At 58.0% G+C, this 25839-nt stretch carries 30 protein-coding genes and 1 tRNA gene; 13 read left to right on the forward strand and 18 right to left on the reverse strand.

The window, feature by feature from the left end:
- Positions 1-787: 787 nt before the first annotated feature.
- Entirely contained in the window at positions 788-1312 is a 525-nt protein-coding gene (locus U367_RS01000000130250) for a hypothetical protein (RefSeq protein ID WP_050587918.1), read from the forward strand.
- A gap of 398 nt (positions 1313-1710) precedes the next feature.
- Here the strand turns inward: U367_RS01000000130250 and U367_RS01000000130255 are convergent, their stop codons facing one another.
- The 5 genes from U367_RS01000000130255 to U367_RS0122875 all read right to left on the reverse strand — a co-directional run bounded on the left by U367_RS01000000130255 (position 1711) and on the right by U367_RS0122875 (position 6439).
- Positions 1711-2343 (reverse strand): Fic family protein, encoded by a 633-nt coding sequence (locus U367_RS01000000130255; protein WP_050587919.1) that lies wholly within the window; start codon positions 2341-2343, stop codon positions 1711-1713.
- Positions 2340-2549, reverse strand: a complete 210-nt coding sequence (locus U367_RS0122850; RefSeq protein WP_028618711.1) for a hypothetical protein — start codon at positions 2547-2549, stop codon at positions 2340-2342. Before U367_RS0122850 ends, U367_RS01000000130255 begins: the two co-directional genes overlap by 4 nt.
- Before the next feature lie 2431 nt (positions 2550-4980).
- A complete protein-coding gene (locus U367_RS0122865; protein WP_028618713.1) occupies positions 4981-5520 on the reverse strand; it encodes a hypothetical protein in 540 nt (179 codons plus the stop codon).
- A 2-nt stretch (positions 5521-5522) separates the two neighbouring features.
- Positions 5523-5981 carry a hypothetical protein gene (locus U367_RS0122870; RefSeq protein ID WP_028618714.1) on the reverse strand — a complete coding sequence of 153 codons (459 nt, stop codon included), beginning with the start codon at positions 5979-5981 and terminating at the stop codon, positions 5523-5525.
- On the reverse strand, positions 5978-6439 hold the full coding sequence (locus U367_RS0122875; protein ID WP_050587921.1) for a GNAT family N-acetyltransferase: 462 nt from the start codon (positions 6437-6439) through the stop codon (positions 5978-5980). Before U367_RS0122875 ends, U367_RS0122870 begins: the two co-directional genes overlap by 4 nt.
- Between U367_RS0122875 and U367_RS1000000130530 the strand changes: the two genes are divergently transcribed.
- Complete coding sequence (locus U367_RS1000000130530) at positions 6438-6650, forward strand: hypothetical protein (protein ID WP_161634131.1); 213 nt, start codon at positions 6438-6440, stop codon at positions 6648-6650. The genes U367_RS0122875 and U367_RS1000000130530 overlap by 2 nt on opposite strands.
- Positions 6651-6733: 83 nt before the next feature.
- On the opposite strand, the gene U367_RS1000000131820 is transcribed toward U367_RS1000000130530, so the two are convergent.
- From U367_RS1000000131820 to U367_RS0122940, 12 genes are all read right to left on the reverse strand, one after another.
- Positions 6734-7096 (reverse strand): hypothetical protein, encoded by a 363-nt coding sequence (locus U367_RS1000000131820; protein ID WP_152537930.1) that lies wholly within the window; start codon positions 7094-7096, stop codon positions 6734-6736.
- Entirely contained in the window at positions 7093-8886 is a 1794-nt protein-coding gene (locus U367_RS0122885; protein WP_028618716.1) for a DUF927 domain-containing protein, read from the reverse strand. The genes U367_RS1000000131820 and U367_RS0122885 overlap by 4 nt, the downstream gene beginning before the upstream one ends.
- Positions 8873-9754, reverse strand: a complete 882-nt coding sequence (locus U367_RS0122890; RefSeq protein WP_028618717.1) for a toprim domain-containing protein — start codon at positions 9752-9754, stop codon at positions 8873-8875. The genes U367_RS0122885 and U367_RS0122890 overlap by 14 nt, the downstream gene beginning before the upstream one ends.
- Complete coding sequence (locus tag U367_RS1000000131140) at positions 9747-10022, reverse strand: hypothetical protein (protein ID WP_073860063.1); 276 nt, start codon at positions 10020-10022, stop codon at positions 9747-9749. Before U367_RS1000000131140 ends, U367_RS0122890 begins: the two co-directional genes overlap by 8 nt.
- Before the next feature lie 3 nt (positions 10023-10025).
- A complete protein-coding gene (locus tag U367_RS01000000130265; protein ID WP_050587923.1) occupies positions 10026-10328 on the reverse strand; it encodes a hypothetical protein in 303 nt (100 codons plus the stop codon).
- Positions 10325-10630 carry a hypothetical protein gene (locus U367_RS0122905; RefSeq protein ID WP_050587924.1) on the reverse strand — a complete coding sequence of 102 codons (306 nt, stop codon included), beginning with the start codon at positions 10628-10630 and terminating at the stop codon, positions 10325-10327. Before U367_RS0122905 ends, U367_RS01000000130265 begins: the two co-directional genes overlap by 4 nt.
- On the reverse strand, positions 10608-10940 hold the full coding sequence (locus tag U367_RS0122910; protein ID WP_028618719.1) for a hypothetical protein: 333 nt from the start codon (positions 10938-10940) through the stop codon (positions 10608-10610). Before U367_RS0122910 ends, U367_RS0122905 begins: the two co-directional genes overlap by 23 nt.
- Before the next feature lie 409 nt (positions 10941-11349).
- Positions 11350-11652 carry a helix-turn-helix domain-containing protein gene (locus U367_RS0122915; RefSeq protein ID WP_028618720.1) on the reverse strand — a complete coding sequence of 101 codons (303 nt, stop codon included), beginning with the start codon at positions 11650-11652 and terminating at the stop codon, positions 11350-11352.
- 311 nt (positions 11653-11963) lie between these two features.
- Complete coding sequence (locus U367_RS0122925; RefSeq protein WP_028618722.1) at positions 11964-12806, reverse strand: hypothetical protein; 843 nt, start codon at positions 12804-12806, stop codon at positions 11964-11966.
- A 54-nt stretch (positions 12807-12860) separates the two neighbouring features.
- Positions 12861-14099, reverse strand: coding sequence for a tyrosine-type recombinase/integrase (locus tag U367_RS0122930; protein ID WP_028618723.1), 1239 nt, complete (start codon positions 14097-14099; stop codon positions 12861-12863).
- Positions 14100-14267: 168 nt separating this feature from the next.
- Positions 14268-14344 (reverse strand) — tRNA-Met (locus tag U367_RS0122935).
- 192 nt (positions 14345-14536) lie between these two features.
- Complete coding sequence (locus U367_RS0122940) at positions 14537-15088, reverse strand: RNA polymerase sigma factor (RefSeq protein WP_028618724.1); 552 nt, start codon at positions 15086-15088, stop codon at positions 14537-14539.
- 262 nt (positions 15089-15350) lie between these two features.
- Between U367_RS0122940 and sctW the strand changes: the two genes are divergently transcribed.
- Genes sctW through sctU form a run of 11 tightly spaced genes read left to right on the forward strand, consistent with a single transcriptional unit; the run spans position 15351 to position 25494 of the window.
- Positions 15351-16415 (forward strand): type III secretion system gatekeeper subunit SctW, encoded by a 1065-nt coding sequence (gene sctW, locus U367_RS0122945; RefSeq protein WP_028618725.1) that lies wholly within the window; start codon positions 15351-15353, stop codon positions 16413-16415.
- Complete coding sequence (gene sctV, locus U367_RS0122950) at positions 16412-18505, forward strand: type III secretion system export apparatus subunit SctV (protein WP_028618726.1); 2094 nt, start codon at positions 16412-16414, stop codon at positions 18503-18505. Before sctW ends, sctV begins: the two co-directional genes overlap by 4 nt.
- 34 nt (positions 18506-18539) lie before the next feature.
- The gene (locus tag U367_RS0122955; RefSeq protein ID WP_028618727.1) at positions 18540-19451 is read left to right on the forward strand and encodes an FHA domain-containing protein; all 912 of its coding nucleotides are present in this window, start codon (positions 18540-18542) and stop codon (positions 19449-19451) included.
- A complete protein-coding gene (locus U367_RS0122960; protein WP_028618728.1) occupies positions 19448-20806 on the forward strand; it encodes a FliI/YscN family ATPase in 1359 nt (452 codons plus the stop codon). Before U367_RS0122955 ends, U367_RS0122960 begins: the two co-directional genes overlap by 4 nt.
- Positions 20793-21221, forward strand: a complete 429-nt coding sequence (gene sctO, locus U367_RS0122965) for a type III secretion system stalk subunit SctO (RefSeq protein ID WP_028618729.1) — start codon at positions 20793-20795, stop codon at positions 21219-21221. Before U367_RS0122960 ends, sctO begins: the two co-directional genes overlap by 14 nt.
- Positions 21218-21670, forward strand: a complete 453-nt coding sequence (locus tag U367_RS0122970) for a type III secretion system HrpP C-terminal domain-containing protein (RefSeq protein WP_028618730.1) — start codon at positions 21218-21220, stop codon at positions 21668-21670. Before sctO ends, U367_RS0122970 begins: the two co-directional genes overlap by 4 nt.
- Positions 21670-22680, forward strand: a complete 1011-nt coding sequence (locus tag U367_RS0122975; RefSeq protein WP_372514753.1) for a FliM/FliN family flagellar motor switch protein — start codon at positions 21670-21672, stop codon at positions 22678-22680. Before U367_RS0122970 ends, U367_RS0122975 begins: the two co-directional genes overlap by 1 nt.
- Positions 22677-23330: a type III secretion system export apparatus subunit SctR gene (sctR, locus tag U367_RS0122980; RefSeq protein WP_028618732.1), complete on the forward strand. Its 654-nt coding sequence runs from the start codon at positions 22677-22679 to the stop codon at positions 23328-23330. Before U367_RS0122975 ends, sctR begins: the two co-directional genes overlap by 4 nt.
- Positions 23331-23337: 7 nt before the next feature.
- Positions 23338-23601 carry a type III secretion system export apparatus subunit SctS gene (sctS, locus tag U367_RS0122985; RefSeq protein ID WP_028618733.1) on the forward strand — a complete coding sequence of 88 codons (264 nt, stop codon included), beginning with the start codon at positions 23338-23340 and terminating at the stop codon, positions 23599-23601.
- A 10-nt stretch (positions 23602-23611) separates the two neighbouring features.
- Positions 23612-24400 (forward strand): type III secretion system export apparatus subunit SctT, encoded by a 789-nt coding sequence (sctT, locus tag U367_RS0122990; RefSeq protein WP_028618734.1) that lies wholly within the window; start codon positions 23612-23614, stop codon positions 24398-24400.
- Positions 24397-25494 carry a type III secretion system export apparatus subunit SctU gene (gene sctU / locus U367_RS0122995; protein WP_028618735.1) on the forward strand — a complete coding sequence of 366 codons (1098 nt, stop codon included), beginning with the start codon at positions 24397-24399 and terminating at the stop codon, positions 25492-25494. The genes sctT and sctU overlap by 4 nt, the downstream gene beginning before the upstream one ends.
- On the opposite strand, the gene U367_RS0123000 is transcribed toward sctU, so the two are convergent.
- Positions 25495-25833, reverse strand: coding sequence for a hypothetical protein (locus U367_RS0123000; protein WP_028618736.1), 339 nt, complete (start codon positions 25831-25833; stop codon positions 25495-25497). It lies immediately after the preceding gene.
- Positions 25834-25839: the final 6 nt, after the last annotated feature.

Below are 25839 nucleotides of genomic sequence, written 5' to 3' on the forward strand. Positions count from 1 at the left end.
AACGAATCCCGTCGCAACGGCAGATACTCGGCCAGCGTGATTGCCGTTCCTGTGTCCCGCATTTTTACCAGCGGGCTGGGGCGTTCAGGCAGCGCGGCTGTATTCCTGCGATGCGGATCATGCTCGGAAGTAAATGTTCTTGGGTGTCAGGTATTTCGGAGGGGGGCATGGGAAACCCCGCACAACTGAAGGGGAAACGGTGTTTCAGCGCTCGCGGTTAACCCCATTGCAGCCGGGTCATGAGCGTATGTGGGTTGATGTTTGGGGGAGGGCATTCAGGAGGCAGCGCTGTCAGCGCTAGGGTCTTTTGAAACGGTAGAAAACAAGAAAGCCCGCACTAGGCGGGCTTCTTGAGGTGATTCATAGACTGCTGTAGACATCTATGGATCGGTACTTGGTTACACAGACATTTGAACTGGTTACTTAACCATCTGTAATAATTGATTTTTTATCTTGATTGTTGCGTGAGGGATACATGTGGGGATACATGGCGCTCGCTGCTAGGTGGTTTTCGGCCTTTTTTCTTTTCGCCAGAAGGTGCTCGAAAGCGACCATTTGGTAAGTCGGATTGATCCGACGAGCGGGACCTCACGTCAGCGCGAAAGCGTGGTCACAGTGCCACGCAGTGGCATTCCTGCCACTCTGATTGTAGGTGTCGGCCACATTTTCCGGATGACTCGCCCTATCCCCGCGTCTCGTGAAAGGCAGATTTACCTTGACGCTTTTCTCAAGGAGCTTACATTTCTCGGCAGGACAAAATCCATCCAGCCAAGGACCGTCGACTCCGATGCAACGCAACTCAAGCCAATCCACATTGTTACTGCTGGTGCTCCGAGAAATCCGTTTGGATAACAGCATCCATCCTGGTCAGCTCGCATATTTCACAGGTAAAACTCCTAGGGAGTGGGAGAGCATTGAGTCGGGAAAGTCTCCCCTTACCTTGCAGCTACTAACCAACGCGTCTTACGGGCTTTCCCTGCCGCCCTCTCATGTGATGTCTGTAGCTGAGCAACTGACGCAAGTGTTTAATCGCCATGGGTGGTTCTTTCAGACGACTCCTTTGGGTAAGGATGACGAGCTTATGCCACTTATCGACAGCTACTTTGACAGCAAAGGATATGAAGCTCTAAGAGCACGCCCAATTGATAGGATAAGTGTGAATTTTCTGAACATGGGCATGGGCATGGGTGGTTACCATTCCGAACCAACAATTGTCCGGTATTGCTGTGATCCGGACTTCAAGAGTTGGATAGACGCCGGCGCTCAGCCCGGAATGACGACACCAACAGTCGACGTAACTTCAAGCCTTTAGGCTCGTTCGACCTAGGCAAGTGATCGAGATACCACTGCAAACCCTGGAAACAACAGCGGAAACCTGACGCTTGGCAACCGACCAATCTGGTAACTTTTCGTGTTAACCGCGCTGGTAACCGTCAGCAGGGTTCGCATTGGCGGGTGCGAACCTCAAGCGCGAACTTGAGCGGCACTCGCATCAGAGTGCGTACTTATAGCTAGCGCGTACCAGCCTGCGTACTTTGTGGCTTTTCACTCCGCTCGGGTGCGCGAAATCTGCGCGTGAGCGCTACATGAAACAGCGTGTTTTACTGTATCGGGAGCTGTAACACCCTGCCTAGTTACACGTCGTCGGTATGGGCGCCTGTTTCCTTTTTTATGGCTCCCAATAACTCTCCACTTGGTCGCTGGCGGGAGTTAATCAGGCGGGCCACCGGCTGGAGCTGGTTGCGTAGCGAGTTGTTCTCCGATGAGTCTGGACAACAGTTCATGCAGTGGGCTTAGATCCCGCGCTCCTTGGGCGACAGACTCATCCACGAGGCGCAATGCATCAACGTATTCAGCCCGGTCGCGCCGAATCAGCTCTGGAAGTATCGTGGCACCAGGTAACCAGCCCCCTGATTTCACACACAACACGAAATAGCAGGCCGCCCTTGCTGTACGACCGTTGCCGTTGATGAATGGATGAATGTAGTTCAGCCGCCAGAGCACGAGTGCTGCCAGCGCCACTGGGTCGGATAGCTCCCAGTCTCTGTTCACCATATTCACAAAGTCGTCCATTAGCGCCTCGACACGGTAGTGCTCTGGAGGCGTATGGTTACCTACGAAGACTTGGCAAGGTCGATACTCGCCAGCATTCGTATGCAGGCAAGTGATAGCATGAAAATTCAATGCTTTAATGATGTGGTTTGACAGGAATGCGCGGTCTACAGCTAATGCAGCACCCACTATAGACCGCAGAAAATCGTACTGCCGATTGCCATTAGAAACTTCCAGCTCTCGGTAAACTAGATTTTGCTCAGTGTTACCGCATAGCTCGAAGAGGATCAACGTTTTTCCCCTTCGGCTCCTTCCTGCTCAAGTATTAGCTTACGAACTTGGTCACGCGTTACTCCGTTCTTCGAGCTCACAGACCCGTAGACAAACGAGATGCGCTGTTCCAGCATCTCTGCGGCAGTTTGCTTGCGTTGCGAGGCCCCTTGGAGCGCAGACAACAGGCCTGGATCTGTCTTCAAATCCAAAAAATTCTTAGCCATGCTTACCTCCCTAGAATTGGTTGGCCTATAACTTCGACAACGGCGCAGGCCATGTGTCTTGTTTATTTATCGATCCTGCTGACGAAAGTCGCAAGTGAATTTACGCTTCCTGCCTAAGACACCACCACGGTTAGCGGATCAGCTGGTGCTCGTGATTGTAGCCTGTTCCTGCATTTTCTCACTTTTCCTTTAGTACCGGCCGTCGAATCTGTTGTCCTGACAGGGAGCTACGAGGGGTGATGTTCGGCGGGCGTGGGCACGCTTCAGGTCTTGGCCCTTTAATGTCTGAGACAGTGGATACCAGAGTGGATGCCCCCCCCCCCCGATCCGGTTAGCACCGACGATCAACAAAGCCTAAACTTTTTTCAGGTCGAGAACCTGTCATCACGCCGCATCGGAATATGACAAAAACCGACATTAAAACGACTGCTGCTGATCATTCATGGGGTGTTTCCGCAACGGGATATTCAACCCCGATCAGCCTCATTCATGGGGTTGGTTTTTCAAACGGCGCTAGTGGTCAGGGGAGGGGTGTTCTTACCCATTGTTTAAGCAGTCGGGTAGGGGGTGTTCTTACCCGGTTTTGACGGTGCCGAAACTGATCGTCGTCTGTAATTGGTTGTGGTGCCACGACGACGCTGGACACCCTGATGATGCGGCGCGATACCTGGTGTCACAGCTCATTGATGGGGCGAATCGCCGGAAGGCGCTCGAGAGTAGCCATTTGGTCTGCACATCCGCACCGACAGACGGTATCAAACCAGCGGCTTTGGACTTCCACGCTCCGGCCCTAGGCTCATTACCGGTTTTGGGCTATTAACTGACCGAAATCTACCTCCTCGGTGAGATCTTGATGGTTTGCCCATTTCGATCCAGGCTTCGTAACCCTCAACATCGATCAGCACCCGGCCATCTGGTGCTTTTCGCCAAACGTAGTCTTTTTCCCATGTGCCGTCAGCGATCTTTGCTCGAATCGCGGCCTCGGTGTATCCCGACTCGCTGGAGAACTTTTTTACGGTCAAATAGCGCATTTATTTCACGCTCTCAGTGTTGGCGGTGCATGTCGCGGTCTACCGACCTTCGGCGCCTTGTTCTCGCCGTCGCGACACGCACGCAGAAACTCCCGAACACCCTCCTTCAACCAGCAATGCCTGATGCCCATCTTGAAACCCATGGGCAGCCACGGTACGCCCCGGCGAATTCCCTCCCTGACAGATGCTTCAGTCCGGCCGAGCATCTTGCCCAGGGCGGCGACAAATACCACTTCGCAATCATCGTCCATATATGGTCCTGGGTTAACCCTCGCTTGGCGGCTTTTGGTTCTCATGCTTTCCCCGCCTACGATCTTTTTTGTCCGCTGACCTCCCCAGGATCTCATCCACCAATTTGTAGAAGTTCTCTGACGCGGGTGTTTGATAGGGAGCTTTGCCAGTGACCGAGGCTGCCATAACCAGACCGCGCTTTTTACGGCCTAATTGTGGAGTTGCGATCGGAACCGACGATGACTCCAACTTCGCTTTTTTTTCAATCGAGTGCGCTGCTATGTACAAATCCGCCCACTGGTCGAGCTCCAAGCGGTCGAAGCCAACGCCTCGCTGACCGATCGCGAACTCGAGCACGTATGGCCGCACCGCCTTATCGAAGACGCTCCGGCACATCCCAAGATAGCCAGGTGCCTGATAGGCTCTAAGAATTCGAGGCAGAACGGGATTTTTTTCATGCGCATTTTCTATTGGGTGAAGTGCGACCCCCTTTAGCTACGCAGCGAGCGCCCGCTTGAGTAAGTGGGTGGAGGTCACACCAGCTTGAAATCGTAGCACTGTCTCGAAAGACTGTATGACTAGCTGCCCAGCGGTTGAGTTAGCCCCAACGAGCCACCTACAGCCGCAATTCCCTGATGACTCGCCTAGGCTCTGCATCTTGCAGCAGTAGGTCGAAACTACTTGGCATGGTATGCCCACCAGTCGCTGATCGAGACCATCGGTGCTTCTGACCTATCGTGACCAGTTACGCTGGTCCAAAAAGTTAGCAGACGATCGCCCTCCGAGTGGCGAGGTTCAGCGCCCTGTTTCCAGCCCAGCAGCGTTGTACGTGCCACGCCAATGGTTTGAGCAATTACCTGCATTGAGAGCCCATAGCGCGATATTTCCATGATCACTTGGAACCAATCTATTGTCGGCGTCGGCGCTGTACGACGGGTCATTTGGGGCCTGCAAACGCGCGCGCGCGCGAGGGCAGACCTGTTATGTAGGTCAATAGCCGCAATTCCATTGATCACTCATAAGCCCCCAGCAATCGAGTTTTGGTAGTGGGTCTTGGTCGGTCCAATGATTTAAAGCGTCGGCGGCATTGGCAAACAACGGTCGTTCAACGGCCGTTGATGCCATTCACCGCGGTGGCCGCCTGGCCCGATCATAAGCCCGTTGTGGCGTTAACTGTTTTTGACCCAGGCCGGATTGGTATTCAACGCCTGGGCTTGGCCTTGCATGTTTTGTCCGGAAGCCGTTGCCTTCCATCCACCGGCGATTTTTGCCCCGCTTGAAAGCACGGTGCCGACAGATTCAGCATTCGCATTAGAGCGAGCTTGGCTCCCAGCCAGCTTGTAGTTGCTGGAGTCGGCGTAACCCCGTACCTTTTGGTTTTGCCCATTGAAGATGGTCAGCGCTGCGTCTTCCTCGGCATTGCCGATGATCTGCTCGTTGATGTTGATCGCGGTACCGGCACCGGTCTCAACCCCGGATGCAGCCAATGCGGCATTTGCTTCGCTGGCCTGGTAGCGTGCCAGGCGGCGGATACGGTCGGCCTGCACCACGGCGGCACTCGCAGCGGTGTCAGCATCGCTCTTTGCCTGGTCCGACTGGGCATCAGAGTTCAACTGTGCCTGCTTGCCCGATTGTTGAGTGGCGTACACCGAGTACACGGTGGCGGCGGCGGCGGTGGATAAAGCAACAGCTGTTGTGTATCCAGACATAGTTATTCTCCAGTGGTGATGATCAGATCGTTGCTTTGCTGGCGCGACATGAGCGCTGTGGGTTGATCGGTGAATTCTGATTCGGCTTCTTCAACCGTCTTAGCCTGGGTGGCAAAGGTCATGGTTAGATCAGTGTCGGCATGCGCCAGAAACACCTGTTTGCGTCCGGCCTGTCCTGGGACGATGTGGTATCCATGCAGCTCAATTGACTTGCCTCCGATGAAGACTGTGACGTGCCCTGAGACAATCAGCAGGGTGGGGATCTTGATCAGGGCGCCGGTGATCATCACGCCGGCAGGGATGCGGATGGTTCGGGCGTACAGTCCGGCATGAAAGTGGTGACGGGTCTGGATGGCCACCTGTTCGATACCGAGTAGGTGCGCCTCCAATCCTTGAACTTTCTCTACGTCGCGGCTGGTCATCGTGGGAAGTGAAGGCGTTGCTGAAGTGATGTCGTTCATGCGAGCCCCTTCAGGAATACCTGATTGGTTTCCCGGTAGCCGGAGCGAGGCAGGACCGTCGCCAGTCTGCTGCCAACTGGCGCGCTGACCATCAGAGCAGACGCGCCCAGTTCAAGGGCAAGTGCCTCAGTAGCACGCAGTAGCTTTATGCCCGTACCGTGACTACGCGCAGCAGGCTCCACAAAGAACGACTCCATTGCGCAAATGCGGCGGCCTGCGTAGTGCGGCAACCCATACACCAGCAGTGACGCAAGCCCGACCAGGTCAGGGCCGAACACGCCGAGAATGTGCAGTGCACCACTCGCCTCCATTGCCCGATACGTCGCAAAGCAGGCATCTACCTCGCCGAGCTCAGGGATTCTCGATTCATCGCTATAGGCAGCCAGTAGCTCAGGCAATGCGCCGGCCTGCTCTACTTCTGCCACGGTGCAGGCCCGAATAATGGTTTCAATGGCCATGACCTGGCTCCTGTGCATGATCTTGTGGATGCATGACTTCAGCGCTAGGCCAGCGGTGCCGGACTTCTTCCAAGGCCTGAGCCTCTGTCATTGGCTCGCCAATCATGCTGCAGACCGCTTTCCCGTTGAGCATCACCCGCCAGTGGGCATGTCGTGCCTGTGTGTCGAGTATTTCTACCTGGCGTGCAGTTTCCGCAGGCTGAGCCGATAGGCTTTGTGGCTGATTCTGCGACTGCATATCGGCCGGTGTTGATAGCGGTGCTGGTCTTTGGCTTAGCAAGCCGGATAGGAGGCTCATATAGTCACCTCGGCCTGATCGCTGCTAATCCAATGTTCCTGTGATTTCAAAAACACCGGCAACAGCGGCAACAATGGCAACAGCCCGGTAAACCGTGGCCTCCAGGCGTTGCCGAGGCTGCCAAACTGTTGCCACAGGTTTTTTACCGGCAACAGTGATAACCAAATGAAAGGAGAGATCGGATCTCTTATGTTGAAAATGAGGTGTGCGTTGCCAGTTGTTGCCACTTTTTTTATAGGGTGGCAACGGCTGTAAGCCACACCCCATATGGCCGTTGCCGGTGTTGCCACTGTTGCCAGTGATTCTAGGTTCCTGTGAACTCGGGCAATCTGAATTGGTGGTCTTTGAGTGACGTTCATACGCCACCGCCTTCACGATCCATGATGTCTGGGTCGATCACATAGAGACGTGCCTGGCCACCACCAGGGAGTCGGTAGTTTTTGGTTTTACGCTCGTTGTCACGGCGTGCGAGGACGTTGGCGACCTCCAGCGCTTTGATTATGCGAGACAGGCCATAGCCGTGCGCTGCCTCGATGAGCGCCGGCTTGTTGAACAGATACAGGCGATTAGTGCCCACCAGCTCCCAGTAACCGGCCCGGTTGAACACCTTGGTGTCAGGCGTTTGATCGTCGACATCTGAAAAGCGACTGCTGCCGTGGCGGTCGATAAAGTCCAGGATGCCGGCCAGGATCTGCCGATCCTCTGCATTGCCACTACCAACCCGGCTAAGCCATTCGCCGTACAGCAAGCGGCAGTCGGCGAGGGCGGTACCCGGCACCCAAGGTAGCAGGCCATACGCGATTGCCATTTCACCGGCTAGTGCGATCACGGCGAACCGATCAGCCACTCGGCCGGCCTGGGCATTGTCTTCCACAAAGCTGGCGCGTACCCCGGCGAAATCTTCCAGTAGGCCGGCCCGGTCGTCGCTCTCGAGCAGCTTCTCGACAAAGGCTGGCCCAAGGTGGCCGTGGTGGGCGCCGACCGCTACGGTGAGCTGCCGGTGAAAATCCGCTCCCTCAAGCCCATGCAATTCGTCGAAGGCTCGGTGCGTACGGGTACCGGCGTTCACGTCGACCATGCGCAACTCGGCGCCAGCGTGGGCGGCATTGCCGGATATGGCTGCGTGTTCGGAGAGGGAGCGCTCGCCGCTGGAGAGTGTCAGTAGGCGCCAGCTCAGCTTGGCGCGGCCTTCGCGCTCGCGGGTCATGGTGCCTTTACCCTGGCCGTTGGCGAGGGAGTACGCCATTTCCTGTACGCGCTTGGGATCGGCGCGCTTGATCTCATCCAAGGGCAGGATGGTGTCATTACGGCTCGATGCTTCAATCTCCAGGCCGCCCTTGGTCATGTCCCAACTGGCGGCGAACACGCCCGGGTCGCCCCATACCGACGAGCCGATCAGCTGCGCCAGCGACTTGCCGCTGGAGCTGTCGCCCACCAGGTGAACACCACCACCCAGCACGCCGACCAAACTCAGCAGCGGGCCAGCCAGCGAGCACCCGATCGCCAGAGTAAGCACCGGGTTGCCCGCGCACTTGGTAGCCACCTCGGATTGCCAGAGCGCCAGCTCGCCGCGCCGGCTGAAAAGTACCTGGGCCTTGTTGCTGGCCTGGTACCGCACATTGGCACTACCGATGGTTCTCCCAGGTAGCACGAACGCGCCCGACTCATGCCAGCCTGGCCGGCTGGTGGTGGCAAACACTTCTGCCGGATGCTGGTCGAGCAGGTACTCCATGAACGTGCCGCGCTTCTTGAGGGCAATGATGACGCCCATCCCGAACAAGGCGCGCCGGGCGTCCTCGCCGCTGCCGCCGAAGACTTCCATGGCGATGATCCATTCCTTGATGCCGCCCTCTGTGACCAGGCGCAGCAACCGGCCCTCGCTGCCGTCGTCGCTGTTGGTGGTGCGGGCCACGACCGTGACAGGGCTTGAGATCCACTCATCGGTGATAGGTCGGTCGCCGGTATCGCCTTCGGCGTCGTCCTGGTCAGCGGCGGCGCGCTTGAAGCTATGCCAGTAAACGCCCGGGCGCAGTTTGCGGCCCTTCTCATTGATCACCCAATGCTCATACACCGCCCAGCAGGGGCGATCTGGCGCAATGGTCGCGGCGTCCGGCCGAAGGTTGATCACGTTGGTGTCAGGCTTGGACATGGGCGAGTTTCCAGTTGGCGAGATCGTTGAAGTCGGTAAGGTCATCGGGGGCGCCTTCTGGCCAGTCAGGGAAAGCCACCTGGCCACCCACTGCCGCCGCCGCGGCGTTTGCCGCTACGCGCCCCGGGTTGCCATCGGTGAGCCGGTCGTCGTCGCCGGCGATGACGATTGCCTGGCCCGGGTAGCGAGCGCGCAAGCTCATCGCCGCCGGGATCAAGTTGCCCGCGTTCATGGCCGCGGCAACGACATAGCCGCCGTGCTGGTGGAGGCTGGCTGCCGTCGCCCACCCTTCGCAGATGCAAAGCACAGAACCTGGCTCGATGATGCCCAGCGGCGAATAGGTGCCCTTGATCCGGCCGCCGAACAGGAAGCGCTTGTCGCCGTCCGGAGCAATTCGTTGCAGGTTGACCAAGCGCCCATCTAGGTACAGCGGGATCAGCAGGTCAGCGCCACGCTGGCGCAGGCCGTAGGAGCGAACTGCCTTGGCGACCAGGTACGGATGGTCGGGTGAAGCGCGGCGCGCATTGCGCCACCAGTGAATGGCTTTCTCGGCGGCTTCCTGCTGGCGCCGGTGTTGCTCGGCTTCGCGCTGACGCCGGGCTTGGTCAACACGTTCGCGGATCTGCGCGGCTTCGCGAGCGTCCACCGGTTCGCGGCTGCACCAGGTGCTGGCGCCGCCAGCCTTCCAACTGCCGAACGCGCCCGACGCTATACCGTCCAGGTAAAGCACGTACCAGCCGTTAAGTGAGCCTGGCTTGTCCTCAGGGACGCGGAACCGGTGGATTACCCCATCTGGTTCAGGCAGCCAGTCGAGCTGCCCATAGACCGCCTGGAGCGCGTCACGGAACAGAATAGTTGCATCATCCATGGCTGGCTCTCCCAGCAAAGGCGCGGCAGACCCGGCCATTATTCACGCCATGACCGCGTGTGAACTCATCAATTGCATCGACCAGGCGCACCGTTATCTGCGCGGCAGCATTACGCATAACAACGCGCCCGCACTCGGCGTCAGCTTCGGTCAAGAAGGGCCCTAGCAGCGCCTTGGGCGCCTTTGGATGCGTTACGTAAAACAGTTCGGTGACTTTCTTCGGGCAAGCCGATCCCGTCGACGTCGGTGCGTCGTTTTGAATGTTCATGGGTTAAGCCTCTTTCTGGGGGCTACGCAGTTCGATGCGGGAATTGGCTCTTGTTTTGATGCCGTCCAATCCTGAGCTGAGCGTGCCTAGGCTTTGCAGAAGCCAGCCAAGATCGGCCACGGCGTCAGTGTTCAAGCCTGCGTCCTCGTTCATCGCGGCACTCGCCAGGATTGCTCCGATAGCAGCTATACCGTGGCTAATGGTTCCACCCATGTCATCGGCGGCAGAGCCTATGCTTTTGAGCCTGTCGGTCGTGATGTTCCCGAAGCTTTCAGGGTCGATTAGCAATTGCTTGAAATCAGTCATTTGGCGGCCCCCTTGGTGAGGTCCGTCAGAACTTCGGCGAGGCCGCCTCGAGCTTGGCAATAGAGCCTGTCCAGATCCTCAGCATCGTGATCGTCAATGTATTGGGACAAGCCGATGCTTGAGCCGGTGCCTGGATACCGACTGTTCAGCAGCTCTACTGCCTTGGTCGCATCAGCCTCCGTTGCGAACGGGGCGATGATTTTGGCGATGAGGATGCCATTGCCTTGCTTCGCCGGCGTCATGACCATGAAGTAGCTGTCACCTCGTACTACCCCAGGATTAGTGATTGCGATGATCGACATTTGCCACCTCCTTGGCTTCTGCAAAGCGATCGGCTTCGCGCCAGTGCTGCGCAAGGAAGCCAGCCGATTGAATATGAATCTCGCCTAGCAGTGTCGTCAGGCGGACGCTCACGGGATGGCGGGCGCCGCCGATAGCTGGCAGAACAGCATCGGAAAGGAGCGACCTTAATTCGTCGAACATCGCGCGGGCATTACGCAGACCGATCAACTCGGACGCAGAGAGCGAGACCGGGCCAATGACGGAGCCGCTAACGTTCGTGGGTGCGCGAAGTTCGCCATGCTTGATGACGATAGAGTCGACAGTCTTCATTGGACAGCCTCCTGCGTGATGCTATGCAGTAGGGGCAAGGCTCTGCGGCTGTGAACACATGCATGAATTGCGGACGGATGTAGAGTGGTCATCGGTGTAGCTCCTAACGTTGAGGAGCTGCCACTTTTCGCGGCCAAGCGAGGAGGGGTGGCAGCTGTGCGCGGGTTGGCCGACCGGGACGTTAGGAACCCGGCACACCCGAAGGTGTCCCACGCACAGCCGCCATAACACGAATGTGCGGACGCAAAAAAAGCGCCAGCAATCGGATGGTGGGCGCTTGTGCGCCTAACGATACTCGACCGGCCAAGGTCGGTCACGGGATTTACCGTGACCCTTGAACCATAGCGCCGACACCACATTGCCGCAAGCGGAGTTTTCGACCGACTATCGCTTGGCATGATCGTAGTCATCATACCGATACCCCCTCAGGCGGGTTGGTGCTGAGGTAGTAGAGCGCCATGCCCTGGTGAGTGCGCCCTTGATCGTCGGTCAACGTGAGGCGGTGGGTCAGGATCTTGTGGCCCAGGCTGCGTAGTTCATTGATGCGGGCACCAGGACGGACGATATTCAGTTCGCGGATGGCGGTGAAGGTATCGATTGGGCCAGCTTGCAGTCGTTCCAAAAGGCGAGCGCGCTGGGCTGTTCCGCTGGTATTCTCGACGTGAGTATTTTTGTGGCTGGCCTGTTGGTCGGCCCTTTTTTTGTCTTTCATGCGGCGTCCCTCTCTTCAATTTTGGCTTTGAGCCACGATTGAATTTCCTCAACGACATAGAACGCAGCGGCTTGCCGCGTATCGCCGTTCTTTAGAGGTCGCGGAAATGTAGAGTCTTTTTTGCGGAGCTTATCTAACCCGGAGCGTGATAGATCTAGCCATGCACAAAGCGCCGGCTGGCGGATAAGGGCCTTTACTGCGGTCGATGAAGGGTGCATTTGTGCGCCTCCGTATGGGTACGAGACGCATATTGCTGTGTACGATAATCGGGGTTTCCGAATTAGGATTTCGCGCTCCCGAATTAGGTGTTTTTATTTTGCGCGGCTTTCTATGGCATCTGGAATTGCAGAAAGGACTTTCCTGATGGTCTCGTCGTCGACTGGTGCCCCGATCTGCTCCGTCATCTCTTTTATCCGCTGAGACGCGCCCCGAGCTCGGATGTCTAATCCCTGACTACTGCATAGAGACGCGACAATTGTCAGCAATGTCCGTCGAGACCGTAGCGGCATATCGTTGCCTTCGGTCAAATGTGGATGCTTTAGTATGGGGCCTTTCTCATCAATGAACTCAAGAATGGCCCACGAACCGTCCGGATGTTTCAAGTCGGCGGACGGTTTATCGGTTATGGTTTTGGGCAGTGGCGGAGCTTCAGACGAGTTCGCAAACTGAGCCAATGTGATGAGTTCTGATGCAAGGTAATGAAGGTTTTCCTGGTCGTCGGCGTTGATACCAGTAATCTCATCCATGGTAAGAAGGGTCGGTATATTCCAACCGCCACCAATGTCCTCAGGCATCACGAAAACTAAATACTTTTTCCCTGCCTTGTCTTGGATCTGGGCGGCAAAACTTGCGTCGATAGTTTTTGTTCCGAAGGGGTGCGCGACCATGCTTCCAAGACGGATTCCTTCGAATGACATGAAAGCGCGCTCTGCGCCATTACCCATCATGGCCTCAACGAGCGCCGCTGTTCCACCATCTTCAGGTATCTCGAAACCTACGAGCAGCTGATTGTAGGCAAGCAATTTACTCAAATACCCTTGATCTCCTAAAACTGAGAGTGATTCAGGCGATACGGGTTCGTCGATCAATCTCTCCAGAAGCTCACAAGCTTCTTTGGCGCACAGAGCGCGCTTAAACTTCAATAACTTGCTCATCCTTCTGCATCCCTATGCTAATCGTCGATTACATTGCAAAGCCGAGGGCGACCGTTAAGCGCGTTTCATCTCCACGACATTGCCATTGGCCAATGTGTCTTGATGGTCGGCGTACCATTGCATCATGGTCGCGCGCTGAGCCAGGTACTGGGCTTTGTTGTATATCCCGGCCACACCTTCTTTGATATGCGATAGCTGAGCCTCGATGTGGTTTTCGTCGAAGCCGTGTTCGTTAAGGATTGTTGAAGCGATGTGGCGGAAACCGTGGCCCGTCTGGCGACCTTCGTAGCCCAGGCGGCGCAAGGCCATCAGAAACACTGTGTTGCTACGGGGCTTGGTGGTGTCGCTGCGTCCAGGGAACAGCAGCGGATAACATCCAGTTAGATTGCGCAGGCCGTTCAATAACTCCACGGCCTGGCGGGGGAGTGGCACCAGATGCTCACGGCGGCGCTTCATCCGTTCGGCAGGTATAGTCCAAAGCGCGCTGTCTAGGTCGAACTCAGACCACCTGGCCTCGCGTAACTCCGACGGGCGACAGGCGAGCATCGAGAGCAAGTGTAGGCCGATCCGAACATCTATGGCGCTAGGGTAGGCGCGAATAGCGCGTAGTAATGGTGGCAACTCATCCACCGGCACATGGGCATAGTTCTCTGACGGTTTGGTCTGGAGAAACCTGTGAAGCCCTTCAAGAGGGTTATGGGTGGCGCGGCCAGTGACGCGGGCCAGGTCGTAGATCTCTTGGCACCGGGCACGAACTCGGCTGGTTTGCTCGATGATGCCCTTCTGTTCCATACCGCGCAGGAACTCCATCCATTCCATGGGCAGAATCTCGGTATAGATACGCTTACCAAATACCGGAAACACATGGAGCTCCAGCGCGCCGATGGTTCGTGTAGCCGTTCCATCCGTCCAGCTTTTGCGCTTGATGTTGTACCACTCTCGCGCCAAGTGCTCGAAAGTGTTGTTCGTCGCTTCGATCTCTGCAGCCTTTCGGGCTCGCTTGGTGGCGAGTGGGTTCCCACCTTTTGCAGCATCCTCTCTCAGCAGGGCGGCTTTTTGCCTGGCTTGTGATCCTGATAGCTGGTGATCGCCACTGCCGTAGCCGCCCAGGCCAAGCCATGACCACTTGCCGTCTGGCTTCTTGTAACGCAGTTGCCACGACTTGCTTCCGTCCGGGCGCACGCGCAGATACAAGGCGTTGCCGTCCAACTCCCGGTACTCCTTTGTCTCGGGTTCCAGGGTAGCCAGTACGGTATCGGCCAGGGGGCGACGCTTTATCTGACTGCGCTTCATTTTTCTTGTATCCCCCAGGTTCAATTTTTTGCCAAGGTACATGAGCGGATACAAGGAGGGCAAGAATGTATGGAATCATTAGGGGATGTTCAGAAACAAGAAAGCCCGCACTAGGCGGGCTTCTTGTGTTGTTTCTAAGTCGTATGGAAGCACTAGGAAACAGGTACTTGGTGGCTACACAGGGACTTGAACCCCGGACCCCAGCATTATGAATGCTATGCTCTAACCAACTGAGCTATGTAGCCAAGTGGCGCGCATTATTCGCGTAGAACGGGAATGCGTCAAGTATTTATTTTGAATTTTTATCTACGCTTTCAACTGTTTAAGCGAAATCAGCGGATCTGGCGACGAGTGGATCACTCTTCGCCCTGCCGAATGCCCCGCAAAACTTGATCGCGTTGAGCAGATATCCCTGCCGCTCAACGCGTGCAATGACGCTAGGGATGTTTCGGGTTGTGCGTGGCCCGCTTAAGCTGTTCGCGTGCTCGTGACAGGCGTGAACGCACGGTGCCGATAGGAATGTCCAGCGCGTCGGCTGTGTCCTGATAGCTGCCGTCGGTTTCCAGTGAGGCGTACAGCGTCTTGCGCATTTCCATTGGCAGATGGTCGATAGCGCTCAGGGTTTTTTCCAGGCGACGGTTTACCTCGAACTCCCAATCCAGATTGTGGTTGTCTTCCTGGCCATGCCAGAGCGACTCATCAAACTCGCAATGCACGGGCTTGGCGTACAAGCGCCTGAAGTGATTGCGGATCAGGTTTTGCGCGATACCACACATCCACGTGCTGAGCGTGGCATTGCCGCTGAAACGCTCTCGGTTGCGCCAGGCTTCCAGATACGTCAACTGCAGAAGATCATCTGCATCCTCCGGGTTGAGTACGCGCTTGTGAATGAAGCGCCGAAGTTTTTTTTGCTGGTCGTCTGTCAGGTGAAGCATGAATTGAGGCGAGCTGCCCACGAGGTGCGCTAAAGCTTCAATAGGGATATTCATGATTGTTTCCTTGGTGTAGACGCAGTCGAAAAGGTGTCGACGGGAACCCCTTTTGCACTGGCTATGCCAAGACAGTTTTTTATGTAACAAGCTGATTTATAAAGATAAATATCTTGAAATGGTGTGATTTTGCGCAGGACCTTGCATAGAGCCGTTGAGGTGCGTGCAAGTCTTTTCAAATTTTTCGTGACATTCGACTTGATGGAACCGTTTGAGCTGGCCTTGCCACACAGGGAAACACTCTTCCTGTTCAGGTCTGTCCATGAAAGTCGAATCTTCCCCGGATGTGCAAACGGTCCAGCAGTTGGATAAACCTGCTGTCAGCCAGACATCCACGTCGGCGCCAGTTCCTGGCTTGGATGAGCTCGCTCACCTGTTCAGCCTGGAAGTACAGAACAACAGCCAGCCCTTGAGTCAGCGGAAGATGAGCGTGCGCGTGCCTCCGGCCGAACAGCTTGCGCAGATTTATGATCAGTTGGGGCACCCTGCCCAGGCGACCCTTGCGAGCCTTTCGCGCCGCATCCGCTTGCAATTGCTGCAGCATCCCCATGTCGACAAATTGCTGGAGCTGGCTGGCGGGGACCCCGCGCGTGCATTCGTGGTACTCAAATATGTGGCAACCCAGGCAGACGCTGAAGTGCGCCCATCGGAAGCAGCGTTGGCCCGTGATGCCATCGCCAAGTTGGAGGTCCGCTTCAAAGGGCAGATCCAGGCAGGCCTGAACATTGCCTTGGCGCTGCAGGCGGGCAGTGCCGACCCACAGGAGCGCCAGGCGTTGCGTGCGCTCTACTACGCCAGTGTGGTCACACGCCAATCGTTGGCGACGATGATGCAGGCGCTGTTGGGGGTGTATGGCGGCGAACGGCTTGCCGACGGGCTCAATATGATGCGCAAGGCTCTGGTGGATGACATCGCGGCCAAGGTGTCCTCACTCCCTACGCCGCTGTTGCGTTCCCTCTTGCAAGGCCTGCAAAGCTGCGGACAGTTGAGCGGCGTGTTGTCCGGTTGCAATGCCCTGCTCCAACGCCTGGGTATCGATCATGATGCAGTGAGCCTGTTGCAACGCCTGCTGGGTTACGCAGGCGCAGGTATCGCTGCTGCTGAAATCTTGCGGCTTGGAAGCGACTTGTCAGGTAGTTCGAACGTTCAGCAATTGCTGGCCCTCAATGCGCTTTATCCCCTGGTCCAGCAATTGCCTCTGGCGATATGGCTCGACGGTCGAGTACGCGAAGAAACCCTGCGTGGCTTCCTGACGGTGATGGGGGAGCTGGATCGGATGACGCGTGGCCCTGCGCGTTCTCCGGGTAAGCTGGGGATCATGGCGTGACTGCACTTTCGGCCATCAACGGCTTTTTGCTTAAGGTCGCGCAACGCGCAGAAGTACTGGGCGCCGTGGTGGTGATGGCCATCGTCTTCATCTTTATCGTGCCGCTGCCCACCTGGCTGGTGGACATCCTGATCGCGCTCAACATCTGCATCTCATGCCTGTTGATCGTGCTGGCGCTATACCTTCCGGGCCCCCTGGCGTTTTCATCGTTTCCGTCAATTCTTCTGCTGACCACCATGTTCCGCCTGTCTCTGTCGATTGCCACGACGCGCTTGATTTTGCTGGAGCAGGACGCCGGTCATATCGTCGAGGCCTTTGGTAATTTTGTGGTTGGCGGTAACCTCGCCGTGGGGATGGTGATCTTCCTGATCCTGACCCTGGTCAACTTTCTGGTGATCACCAAGGGTTCGGAGCGGGTGGCCGAAGTGGCGGCGCGTTTCAGCCTGGACGCGATGCCCGGCAAGCAGATGTCCATCGACAGCGACTTGCGGGCCGGCTTGATTGACGGCATGCAAGCGCGGGACAAACGGGAGCAGTTGTCCCGTGAGAGCCAGTTGTTCGGCGCCATGGATGGCGCGATGAAGTTCGTCAAAGGTGATGCGGTCGCGGGCTTGATCATTGTTGTGGTGAACTTGCTAGGTGGTTTTTCCACCGGCATGTTTCAGCACGGCTTGAGCGCTTCCGAGTCCATTACGTTGTACTCGGTATTGACCATCGGCGACGGCCTGATCGCACAGATCCCGGCGCTGCTGATCTCCCTCACCGCCGGCATGATCATCACCCGTGTGGCGCCGGACGGACGCAAGGGCGCCAGCAACATGGGCGCCGAAATTGCCCGGCAAATGACCAGCGAACCCAAGAGTTGGATGATCGCCTCGGTGGGAATGCTCGCCTTTGCGGCGGTGCCCGGCATGCCCACGTTGGTGTTTATCCTGATCGCACTGGTAACCGGCAGCCTGGGGTACTACCTGATGCGCCAGCGTCAACGGCTGGAGCAACCCGAAGCTGAAACCGCTGAAGCGGTGCGCCCCGAAGAGAACGGCCGTGAGGACTTGCGTGGGTTTGATCCGTCGAGACCCTACCTGTTGCAATTCTCCCCGGTGTTACGGGGCACGCCTGAGGTGGCTGATCTTGTTCACTCGATTCGCCAGGCCCGAAATGCAATGGTCGCCAATATCGGCCTGACGCTGCCTCCTTTCGAAGTGGAACTCGATGATTCGCTCGCCGACGACGAAATGCGCTTCTGTGTCCACGAAGTACCGATGGTCAAGGCATCGGTTGTCAGCCATGTGGCGGTTGAGCGTAAAGCGCTGACGGTCGAGCCTGCGCACGCCATTCCGGGGCTGGCAGAGCGCGATGAACAGGATTGGCTCTGGTTGGCGCCGGATGATCCGCTGCTGGATGATCCGCAGTTGGAGCGCTTCACCTCAGCGAGCCTGATCGTCGAGCGGATGAAGCAGGCAATGATGCTCAGCGGGCCGCAGTTCCTGGGGATCCAGGAGAGCAAGTCGATCCTCAGTTGGCTGGAGCACAACCAACCGGAACTGGTCCAGGAGCTGCAGCGGATCATGCCGCTGTCGCGGTTTTCGGCGGTACTGCAACGCCTGGCCAGCGAGGGGGTGCCGTTGCGCGCCGTACGGCTGATCGTCGAGTCGCTGATCGAGTACGGCCAGCATGAACGTGAGCCAGACGCGCTGGCCGACTACGCGCGCATTGCGCTCAAGGCGCAGATTTACCACCAGTGCAGCGAAGCCGACGGCCTGCATGCCTGGCTGCTGTCGCCTCAGACTGAAAACATCCTGCGTGAGGCGCTGCGCCAGACCCAGACCGGGGTGTTCTTCGCCCTTGATGACGAACACAGCGCAGCGTTGGTTAGCCTGCTCAATCAAGCCTTTCCCGTACGGCCCAAACTCAAGAGCGTGATGCTGGTCGCACAGGACTTGCGCAGCCCGCTGCGCGCGCTGTTGCTGGAAGAATTCAACCACGTGCCGGTGCTGTCTTTCGCTGAGCTGGGTAGCGCCTCAAAGGTCAAGGTGCTGGGGCGCTTCGACTTGGGCCAGGACGAATTGATGCGCGGTACGGCGGCATGAAGACTTGGCTATGTCCATCCCGGAGGGCTCGCTGATGTTCGAATTGCGAGTGCTTGATGGGCGACATCAGGGGGCTGCGCTGCCCTTGTTCGGGGAGCAGTGGAGCATCGGTGCCCACGCCGATGCTGACTTGGTGCTGAACGATCCTGGCATCGCTGAACAGCATGCCCGGCTGCGGCTCATGGACTCGAACTGGTCGGTGCAGGCTGAGGCCGGGTTATTGCAGGATGCTGATGGTCAGGTGCTGGCACAGATTGCGCACCTGGCGCTGAACGTCACGTTTTCGGTGGCGAACGTGCGGCTGTGCGTCACCTTGGCCGATGAACCTTGGCCCCAGTCTCCAGCCCCCGCACCGGCCGTGTCGACACGGGCCAGTGAGCCGGTGTCGGTGCCGGTGCCCGTGCTCAAGCTATCGGCGATCTCGCACGCTCAGCAGAAGCGTCTGATCACGCTGGTGCTGGTGGTGACGATGATCTTCATTGTGGTGGGCATGGCGTCCACCGGGAAGCCTGAAGCCCAGGCATCCCTGATGCTGCCTGTGGTGAAAAAGCACGAGTTGGCCTCGCCGTTCGAGGTCCGCCAGCAGCTGTTGAAGATGCTCGGCGAACGTGAATTGAGCCAGCGCGTCAGTTTGCAGGTGATCAATGGGCAGGTCGCGCTCAGTGGGGATGTCTCGCAGGATGAGGTTGAATTGGTCGCGCGCATGCTCAGCCGTTTTGGCGAGCAGTTCGACAGCGCGGTACCGGTAATCAGCCGCGTGCGTGCGCGCGATGGAGTGTTGCCATTCAAGATCGTGCAGATCGTGGGCGGGCCCAATGGCCACGTGGTCCTGGAGGAGGGCAGCCGACTGTTTATCGGGGATGAAGTGGATGGCCTGCGCCTGGTGCTGATTGATAACAGCAAGGTGGTATTCGATGGCGTACAGCGCTATGAGGTGCGCTGGTGAGTGAGCAATTGCAAGCACGCCTGGAGGCCTGGCAGCAGCGTCAAGTCCAGTCGCTGGCCACCTTCGCGCCGGTGACGATGCGGGGGCGCATCCAGCGCGTCAATGGCATGTTACTGCAGTGTCGGCTGCCCCAAGCGCGTATCGGTGACTTGTGCCGGGTCGAGAAAAAGCCGGGCGACTACATGCTGGCCGAGATCATCGGTTTTGATCAGCAGGACGCGGTGCTAAGCGCCTTGGGCAACCTGGAAGGTGTGCAGGTGGGCGCGGGCGTCGAGCGCCTTGGCGTCTCGCATCGGGTGCAGGTCAGCGAGGCATTATTGGGTCAAGTGCTGGATGGTTTTGGGCGGCCGATCACGGGAGAAGGCCCCGGTGCGTTTGTCGAGGCTGATTTGTCGGACACCAGTGCGGTGTTGTGCGAGGCACCGCTGCCCACTGAGCGCCCGCGCATCAACCGTGCGCTGGCCACCGGCGTGCGGTCGATCGACGGCCTGCTGACGCTGGGTGAAGGTCAGCGCGTGGGCCTGTTCGCCGGAGCAGGTTGCGGCAAGACCACCCTGTTGGCCGAGATCGCCCGTAACGTGGAGTGCGATGTCATCGTGTTCGGCCTGATCGGCGAGCGGGGCAGGGAATTGCGCGAGTTCCTTGATCATGAGCTCGATGAGCAACTGCGTTCCAAGGCCGTACTGGTGTGCGCCACATCCGACCGATCCAGCATGGAGCGAGCTCGAGCGGCCTTCACGGCGACGGCGCTGGCTGAAGGTTATCGGCGCAAGGGGCTGCGCGTGTTGCTGCTGATTGACTCCCTGACTCGGTTCGCCAGGGCCCAGCGCGAAATCGGCCTTGCCGCCGGCGAACCCCTTGGCCGCGGCGGTCTGCCGCCTTCGGTATATAGCCTGCTACCGCGTCTTGTGGAGCGCGCCGGGTTGACCCGTGAAGGTGTGATCACGGCGATCTACACCGTGCTGATCGAGCAGGACTCCATGAACGATCCGGTGGCTGATGAAGTCCGCTCGCTACTCGACGGTCACATCGTACTGTCTCGTAAGTTGGCTGAGCGTGGTCACTATCCCGCAGTGGATGTGTTGGCGAGTCTGTCGCGGATTTTGAGCAACGTCGCCGAGCCTGCGGACATCCGGGCGGGTACGGCGTTGCGACGCTTGTTGTCGGCGTATCAGCAGATCGAACTGATGCTCAAGCTGGGGGAGTACCAGCCCGGTAGCGATGCCTTGACCGATCTGGCCGTGGACAGTCGCCAGGCTGTGGACAATTTCTTGCGCCAGGACTTGCGTGAGCCTGCGCCGATGGCTGTGACGCTGGAACAACTCAAGGAGCTGACCGCCTATGTCCCATTCTGAAGGGCTGCTTGGCGAAGTCGAGACGCTGCGACGCCTGCGACGGCACCGGGCAGACCGGGCCGAGCGTGCCTTGCGTGAGGCTAAGCGGGCCCAGCAGGCCCTGCTTGCCAATATCCGTCAGGCTGAGGATGCGCTTGAGCAGACCCGACGCGAGGAAGCCGAGCGAAGCGCCCAGTTGCTCAGCCAACACCAGGGGCAGGTATTGAACATGCAGGCGCTGAAGTCCTGGAGCGCACAGGAGCGCTCGTTGTCTGCCACGACTCGCCGGGGCATGGGGCAATTGGAAGCCTTGCAGGGCCAGCAAGAAGAAAAACAGATCAGCGTCGGCAGAGCCCAGAAGCAGGTCACCGCCTGCCTGCGTCAGGTGGAAAAACTTCAGGAGTTATCTCTTTTACTGGCGCAGGAGCCGACATGACCCAGGTTTCAGATAAACCCGCCGAGCGTCCCCGACCGCGTGACGCGCGAGAAGAGCGAGAACCGGGAATGGCAGGTGTTGTACCCACGGAGCTGACGCGATTGTTTTCCCAGTTGTGGGCTGATGACGGTTCTGGTGCCGGGACTCGGCTGTCGGGAACCAAGGCGTTGGGCGGTGCTGCGATGATCGAGGCGCTGGCCGAGCAATTGGCACCTCGTATGCAGGCCGCTTTGCAGTGGCCGCTTCAGGCGGTGCTGTACCTGCCTCGCCTGGGGCGCATCAACGCCAGTGTGCGCCGTGAACAGAGCGCCTGGAGCATCGAGCTTGAAGCGCAAGAGGATGAGACGGCGCGCTGGCTCAATGGCGTGAGGCAACAGGTTGAGGGTCGATTAACGCAAACGTTGGGGCAGACGGTCAGCCTGCGGCTTCCCACTGTCGGGTCGGGGTGATGATTCCAGCGGTGCCGTTACCTCGGGTCAGTGGCGATGTGGTTGCTGCGCGTCGTCGTCTCGGACGCGGCTTGCGCCTGCCGTTCGACGTCGCGGGGCAGCGTGGAGAGCTGTCGCTCGAACCGGGTCGTGCACCTACCGGGGGCCAATCATTGAGCTTCGAAACGGCACGCGGAGTGCTGGCATTGGCCGAGGCGGGCCCCCTGCTCAGTCTGCTGGGCGAATGTCCGGTGACCTTGGCCAAGGCGGGCAACGATCCTGACTCCTGGTTCTGGGCGTTGTTCCAGCACCACCTAAGCCCGCAGGTACAAGCGCTGCTGGGTTATGTGCGACTGCTGGAGGTCGATCGCCCCAAGGGGTTTGGTTGCCGACTCAGCGTGACGCTGGGGGCATCCCGGGCGATGGGCTACCTGTGGCTGACGGCAGTGAACTTCCTCGCGTTGTGTGACGCCGGAGCGTGGCGCAGCAATGCCGCGCCGTTGCCAGCGTCGTTTCAACTGGCAATTGCCGTGATCCTTGGGCACCTGCAATTGCCGATTGCACAAGCGCGCAGCCTGCGCGTTGGTGATGTGCTGATATTGGAACAAAGTTTTTTCCAGGCCCAAGGCGCTGGCCATGTACAGGTTGGCAGGCAGCGGCTGCATGGGCGCATTGACGATGACACAGGCGTGTTGCGTCTGACACTGACTTCAATTGAGGGCACATCCGTGGATGAAGAATTTACCCCTCCCCACTACTCGGGGTATGACGAAGATGAGCCGGTATTGGACGTATTCGGCAATGAGCCCTTTGATGAGTTGAGCATGGCACTGAACATACGCTGCGGAACGCTGAACCTCACTCTGGGCGAGTTGCGCAGCCTCGCGCCCGGCGCCGTATTGGGCGTCTCCGGTTACGCTCCCGGTATGGCTGGCCTCTATTACGGTGACCGGCCGATCGGCCTGGGGCAGTTGGTAGAGATCGACGGGCGCCTGGGCTTGCAGCTGTCCCGTGTGATGTTCGGCGGATGATACTTCAAGGGCTGGACCCCTTAGTTCTCGCGGTGTTTCTTGCGGCATTGTCATTGATGCCCATGCTGTTGATCGTCTGCACAGCGTTCTTGAAAATTGTGATTGTGTTGATGATCACCCGTAACGCCATAGGCGTGCAGCAGGTGCCGCCCAGCATGGCCATCAATGGCATCGCGTTGGCTGCCACGCTGTTTATCATGGCGCCGGTAGGATATGAAATCGCGGAGAGTATCAAGGTTTCACCCCTTGACTTGAGCAGCGTGCAAACGCTTCTGCAGACGGGAAATGAGGCCATCAAACCCCTACGTGCCTTCATGCTCCGCAACATTGACCCGGATGTACTGACACACCTGTTGGAGAATTCCAAGCGCTTATGGCCTGCGCAGATGGCTCAGGAGGTACAGCGCGAAGACCTCATCCTGCTGATTCCGGCGTTCGTTTTATCGCAGTTGCAGGCGGGGTTTGAGATCGGCTTTCTGATTTACATTCCCTTCATCGTCATCGACTTGATTGTCTCCAACTTGTTGTTGGCGCTGGGCATGCAAATGGTTTCGCCGATGACCATTTCCCTGCCGCTCAAGCTGTTGTTGTTCGTGATGGTGTCTGGTTGGTCGCGGTTGCTCGACAGTCTTTTCCTCTCCTATCTCTGAGTGCCCTATGGAACCTATCGTGCTGTTCAAGCAGGGCATGCTGCTGGTGGTGCTGCTGACGGCGCCGCCGTTGATCGTGGCTGTAGTGGTGGGGGTGCTGACGTCCCTGGTGCAGGCGTTGATGCAGATACAGGACCAGACACTGCCCTTTGGTATCAAGTTGGTGGCGGTGGGCGTCACGCTGATCATGACGGGCCGTTGGATTGGTGTGGAGTTGATCCAATTGATCAACCTGACCTTTGAAATGATCGGCCGCTCGGCCCTGAACTGAGGTCCTGCTCATGTTGGTCTATCTCGAATACCTACCCAGCCTGGTGATCGGCATGGCACGCATCTACCCCTGCGGCATCTTGGTGGCGGCGTTCTGCTTTCAACACATACGCGGTATGCCGCGGCACACGCTGGTGATGGTCATGGCGTTGATGCCCGCGCCGGGTATTCATGCCGCATTGGCGGGCTTGGATTACTCCGCGCTAATGCTGGCTGCGTTGGTACTCAAGGAGGTGGCACTGGGTATCTTGCTGGGGGTGCTTCTGGCAATGCCGTTCTGGATGTTCGAGTCAGTGGGGGCACTGTTGGACAACCAGCGCGGTGCCTTGGCGGGCGGGCAACTCAACCCTTCACTGGGGCCGGATGCGACACCAATCGGGCACTTGTTCAAGCAATTGGCGATTTTCCTGCTGATAACCAGTCTCGGGTTGGGCACGTTGACCCAAGTGATCTGGGACAGTTACCTGATCTGGCCGCCCACCCTGTGGTTTCCGCTCCCTGCGGCGAATGGCAGCGGTGTGTTCGTCGACCTGCTTGGCGATACCTTCACCCACATGCTGCTCTATGCCGCGCCCTTTATTGCGGTGTTGCTGTTGCTGGAGTTCGGCATCGCACTGTTGGGGGTCTACAGCCAGCAGTTACAAGTGAGTACCCTGGCGCCACCGGTCAAGAGCCTGGCGGGCATTGGCATTCTGCTGTTGTACTTTGCGCTGTTGGAGGATCTGATCGTTGGGCGCATGAGCCTGCTGGGCGATCTTAAACATTCATTGGGCGTTTTGTTTAAGGTCGCGGTGCCATGAGTGATTCCGGCGAAAAAAAACACCCGGCGTCCGCCAAGAAACTGCGGGACCAACGCAAGAAAGGCCAGGTCGCCCAGAGCCAGGATGTCGCAAAACTGCTGGCGTTGACGGCGATCAGTGAAATCGCCTTGTTCACCGCCGAAACCAGTCTGCAACGCTTTCAGCAATTGATGCTGTTGCCGATGTCACGTCTGAATCAGCCTTTCACGCGCGCACTGGAAGAGGTGCTGTTCGACGGGCTGGGGGTGTTCTTCTCCTTCGCCCTGTTGATGGTCGGGGTTGCGATTACTACCAAGCTGATCAGCAGTTGGATGCAGTTCGGGCTGCTGTTTGCGCCGGAAGCCCTGAAGATGGATTTCAATCGTCTCAACCCCGTGAGCCAGGTCAAGCAGATGTTTTCTGCGCAGCAGTTGATGAACCTGTTGATGAGCGTGGCGAAAGCATTCCTTATCGGTTTGATTCTGTATGTGGTGATTTGGCCCTCGATCAGCACGCTGATCAACCTGGCCACCAGTGACCTGCAAAGCTACATCGTGGCGTTGATCGCGCTGTTCCGTCATCTGTTGCATGTGTGCCTTGGCGTGCTGCTAGTGCTTGCGCTTGTCGACTTGATCCTGTCCAGGCACTTTTTTGCCAAGCGCATGCGCATGACTCAAGTGGAGGTCGTCAAAGAGTACAAGGACATGGAGGGTGACCCTCATGTGAAGGGGCAGCGCCGTTCGTTGGCGTACCAGTTGGCCCAGGAGGAACCGAAGGTCAAGCTGCCCAAGCTGGAGGAGTCCGACATGTTGGTGGTCAATCCAACGCACTTTGCTGTCGCGCTGTATTACCGACCGGGTAAGACACCGCTGCCGATGTTAGTGAGCAAAGGCACGGACGATGAAGCCCGCACATTGATCCGCCGTGCCAAGGCGGCCGACGTACCGGTGATCCAGTGTGTATGGCTGGCGCGCACGCTTTACACGAAAAAACTGGGCGCCAGCATCCCTCGTGAAACCTTGCAGGCCGTGGCGCTGATTTACCGGACCTTGCGCGAGCTCGACGATGAGGCCAAGCGCGAAACCCTGGAACTGCCCGAGCTTGAGCGGCGTTGATCACCTGTCCAAGGCTTGCAGCGTGGCCAGCGACAGCATTCGGCTGAGGATCCTGTCGAGCGTGCTGGCGGCTGCCGGCAGTGCATGCCAGATCACCAGCGCGTTCTGGGCGTCGAGGTAAATAAAGCAGCCATCGAACGCCAACGCTTGCTCAATGCGTCGCTCCAGCACGCGCTGCAATTGCCCGGCCTGCAACGCTTCGCGAGCGACGTGCAGGGCAAGTCCCGGGCAATTTCCAGCGTTCAATGCGCCTACCTTGATACCGGGCGCGAGGGACAGCTGAGCGGCAGTGCCGCTCACCAGGTCGTCCAGGAATGCCTGGCGTCGATCGTCGGGCATACCTGG

Origin of the sequence: Pseudomonas canadensis, assembly GCF_000503215.1 — a bacterium.
GTDB lineage: Bacteria > Pseudomonadota > Gammaproteobacteria > Pseudomonadales > Pseudomonadaceae > Aquipseudomonas > Aquipseudomonas canadensis.

Bases quoted from the DNA above. Each gene is read 5' to 3' on its own strand.
- U367_RS0122925 (WP_028618722.1), bottom strand. From the start codon at position 12,806: ATGAGCAAGTTATTGAAGTTTAAGCGCGCTCTGTGCGCCAAAGAAGCT.
- U367_RS01000000130265 (WP_050587923.1), bottom strand. From the start codon at position 10,328: ATGACTGATTTCAAGCAATTGCTAATCGACCCTGAAAGCTTCGGGAAC.
- U367_RS0122890 (WP_028618717.1), bottom strand. From the start codon at position 9,754: ATGGATGATGCAACTATTCTGTTCCGTGACGCGCTCCAGGCGGTCTAT.
- sctS (WP_028618733.1), top strand. From the start codon at position 23,338: ATGGAACCTATCGTGCTGTTCAAGCAGGGCATGCTGCTGGTGGTGCTG.
- U367_RS1000000131820 (WP_152537930.1), bottom strand. From the start codon at position 7,096: ATGAACGTCACTCAAAGACCACCAATTCAGATTGCCCGAGTTCACAGG.
- U367_RS0123000 (WP_028618736.1), bottom strand. From the start codon at position 25,833: ATGCCCGACGATCGACGCCAGGCATTCCTGGACGACCTGGTGAGCGGC.
- U367_RS0122885 (WP_028618716.1), bottom strand. From the start codon at position 8,886: ATGTCCAAGCCTGACACCAACGTGATCAACCTTCGGCCGGACGCCGCG.
- U367_RS0122930 (WP_028618723.1), bottom strand. From the start codon at position 14,099: ATGAAGCGCAGTCAGATAAAGCGTCGCCCCCTGGCCGATACCGTACTG.
- sctO (WP_028618729.1), top strand. From the start codon at position 20,793: ATGTCCCATTCTGAAGGGCTGCTTGGCGAAGTCGAGACGCTGCGACGC.
- sctR (WP_028618732.1), top strand. From the start codon at position 22,677: ATGATACTTCAAGGGCTGGACCCCTTAGTTCTCGCGGTGTTTCTTGCG.
- U367_RS01000000130250 (WP_050587918.1), top strand. From the start codon at position 788: ATGCAACGCAACTCAAGCCAATCCACATTGTTACTGCTGGTGCTCCGA.
- U367_RS0122970 (WP_028618730.1), top strand. From the start codon at position 21,218: ATGACCCAGGTTTCAGATAAACCCGCCGAGCGTCCCCGACCGCGTGAC.
- U367_RS0122865 (WP_028618713.1), bottom strand. From the start codon at position 5,520: ATGTCTGGATACACAACAGCTGTTGCTTTATCCACCGCCGCCGCCGCC.
- U367_RS1000000131140 (WP_073860063.1), bottom strand. From the start codon at position 10,022: ATGAACATTCAAAACGACGCACCGACGTCGACGGGATCGGCTTGCCCG.
- U367_RS0122910 (WP_028618719.1), bottom strand. From the start codon at position 10,940: ATGAAGACTGTCGACTCTATCGTCATCAAGCATGGCGAACTTCGCGCA.
- U367_RS0122915 (WP_028618720.1), bottom strand. From the start codon at position 11,652: ATGAAAGACAAAAAAAGGGCCGACCAACAGGCCAGCCACAAAAATACT.
- sctU (WP_028618735.1), top strand. From the start codon at position 24,397: ATGAGTGATTCCGGCGAAAAAAAACACCCGGCGTCCGCCAAGAAACTG.
- U367_RS0122875 (WP_050587921.1), bottom strand. From the start codon at position 6,439: ATGGCCATTGAAACCATTATTCGGGCCTGCACCGTGGCAGAAGTAGAG.
- U367_RS0122975 (WP_372514753.1), top strand. From the start codon at position 21,670: ATGATTCCAGCGGTGCCGTTACCTCGGGTCAGTGGCGATGTGGTTGCT.
- U367_RS0122850 (WP_028618711.1), bottom strand. From the start codon at position 2,549: ATGGCTAAGAATTTTTTGGATTTGAAGACAGATCCAGGCCTGTTGTCT.
- U367_RS0122955 (WP_028618727.1), top strand. From the start codon at position 18,540: ATGTTCGAATTGCGAGTGCTTGATGGGCGACATCAGGGGGCTGCGCTG.
- sctT (WP_028618734.1), top strand. From the start codon at position 23,612: ATGTTGGTCTATCTCGAATACCTACCCAGCCTGGTGATCGGCATGGCA.
- U367_RS1000000130530 (WP_161634131.1), top strand. From the start codon at position 6,438: ATGACCTGGCTCCTGTGCATGATCTTGTGGATGCATGACTTCAGCGCT.
- sctW (WP_028618725.1), top strand. From the start codon at position 15,351: ATGAAAGTCGAATCTTCCCCGGATGTGCAAACGGTCCAGCAGTTGGAT.
- U367_RS0122940 (WP_028618724.1), bottom strand. From the start codon at position 15,088: ATGAATATCCCTATTGAAGCTTTAGCGCACCTCGTGGGCAGCTCGCCT.
- U367_RS0122870 (WP_028618714.1), bottom strand. From the start codon at position 5,981: ATGAACGACATCACTTCAGCAACGCCTTCACTTCCCACGATGACCAGC.
- U367_RS0122905 (WP_050587924.1), bottom strand. From the start codon at position 10,630: ATGTCGATCATCGCAATCACTAATCCTGGGGTAGTACGAGGTGACAGC.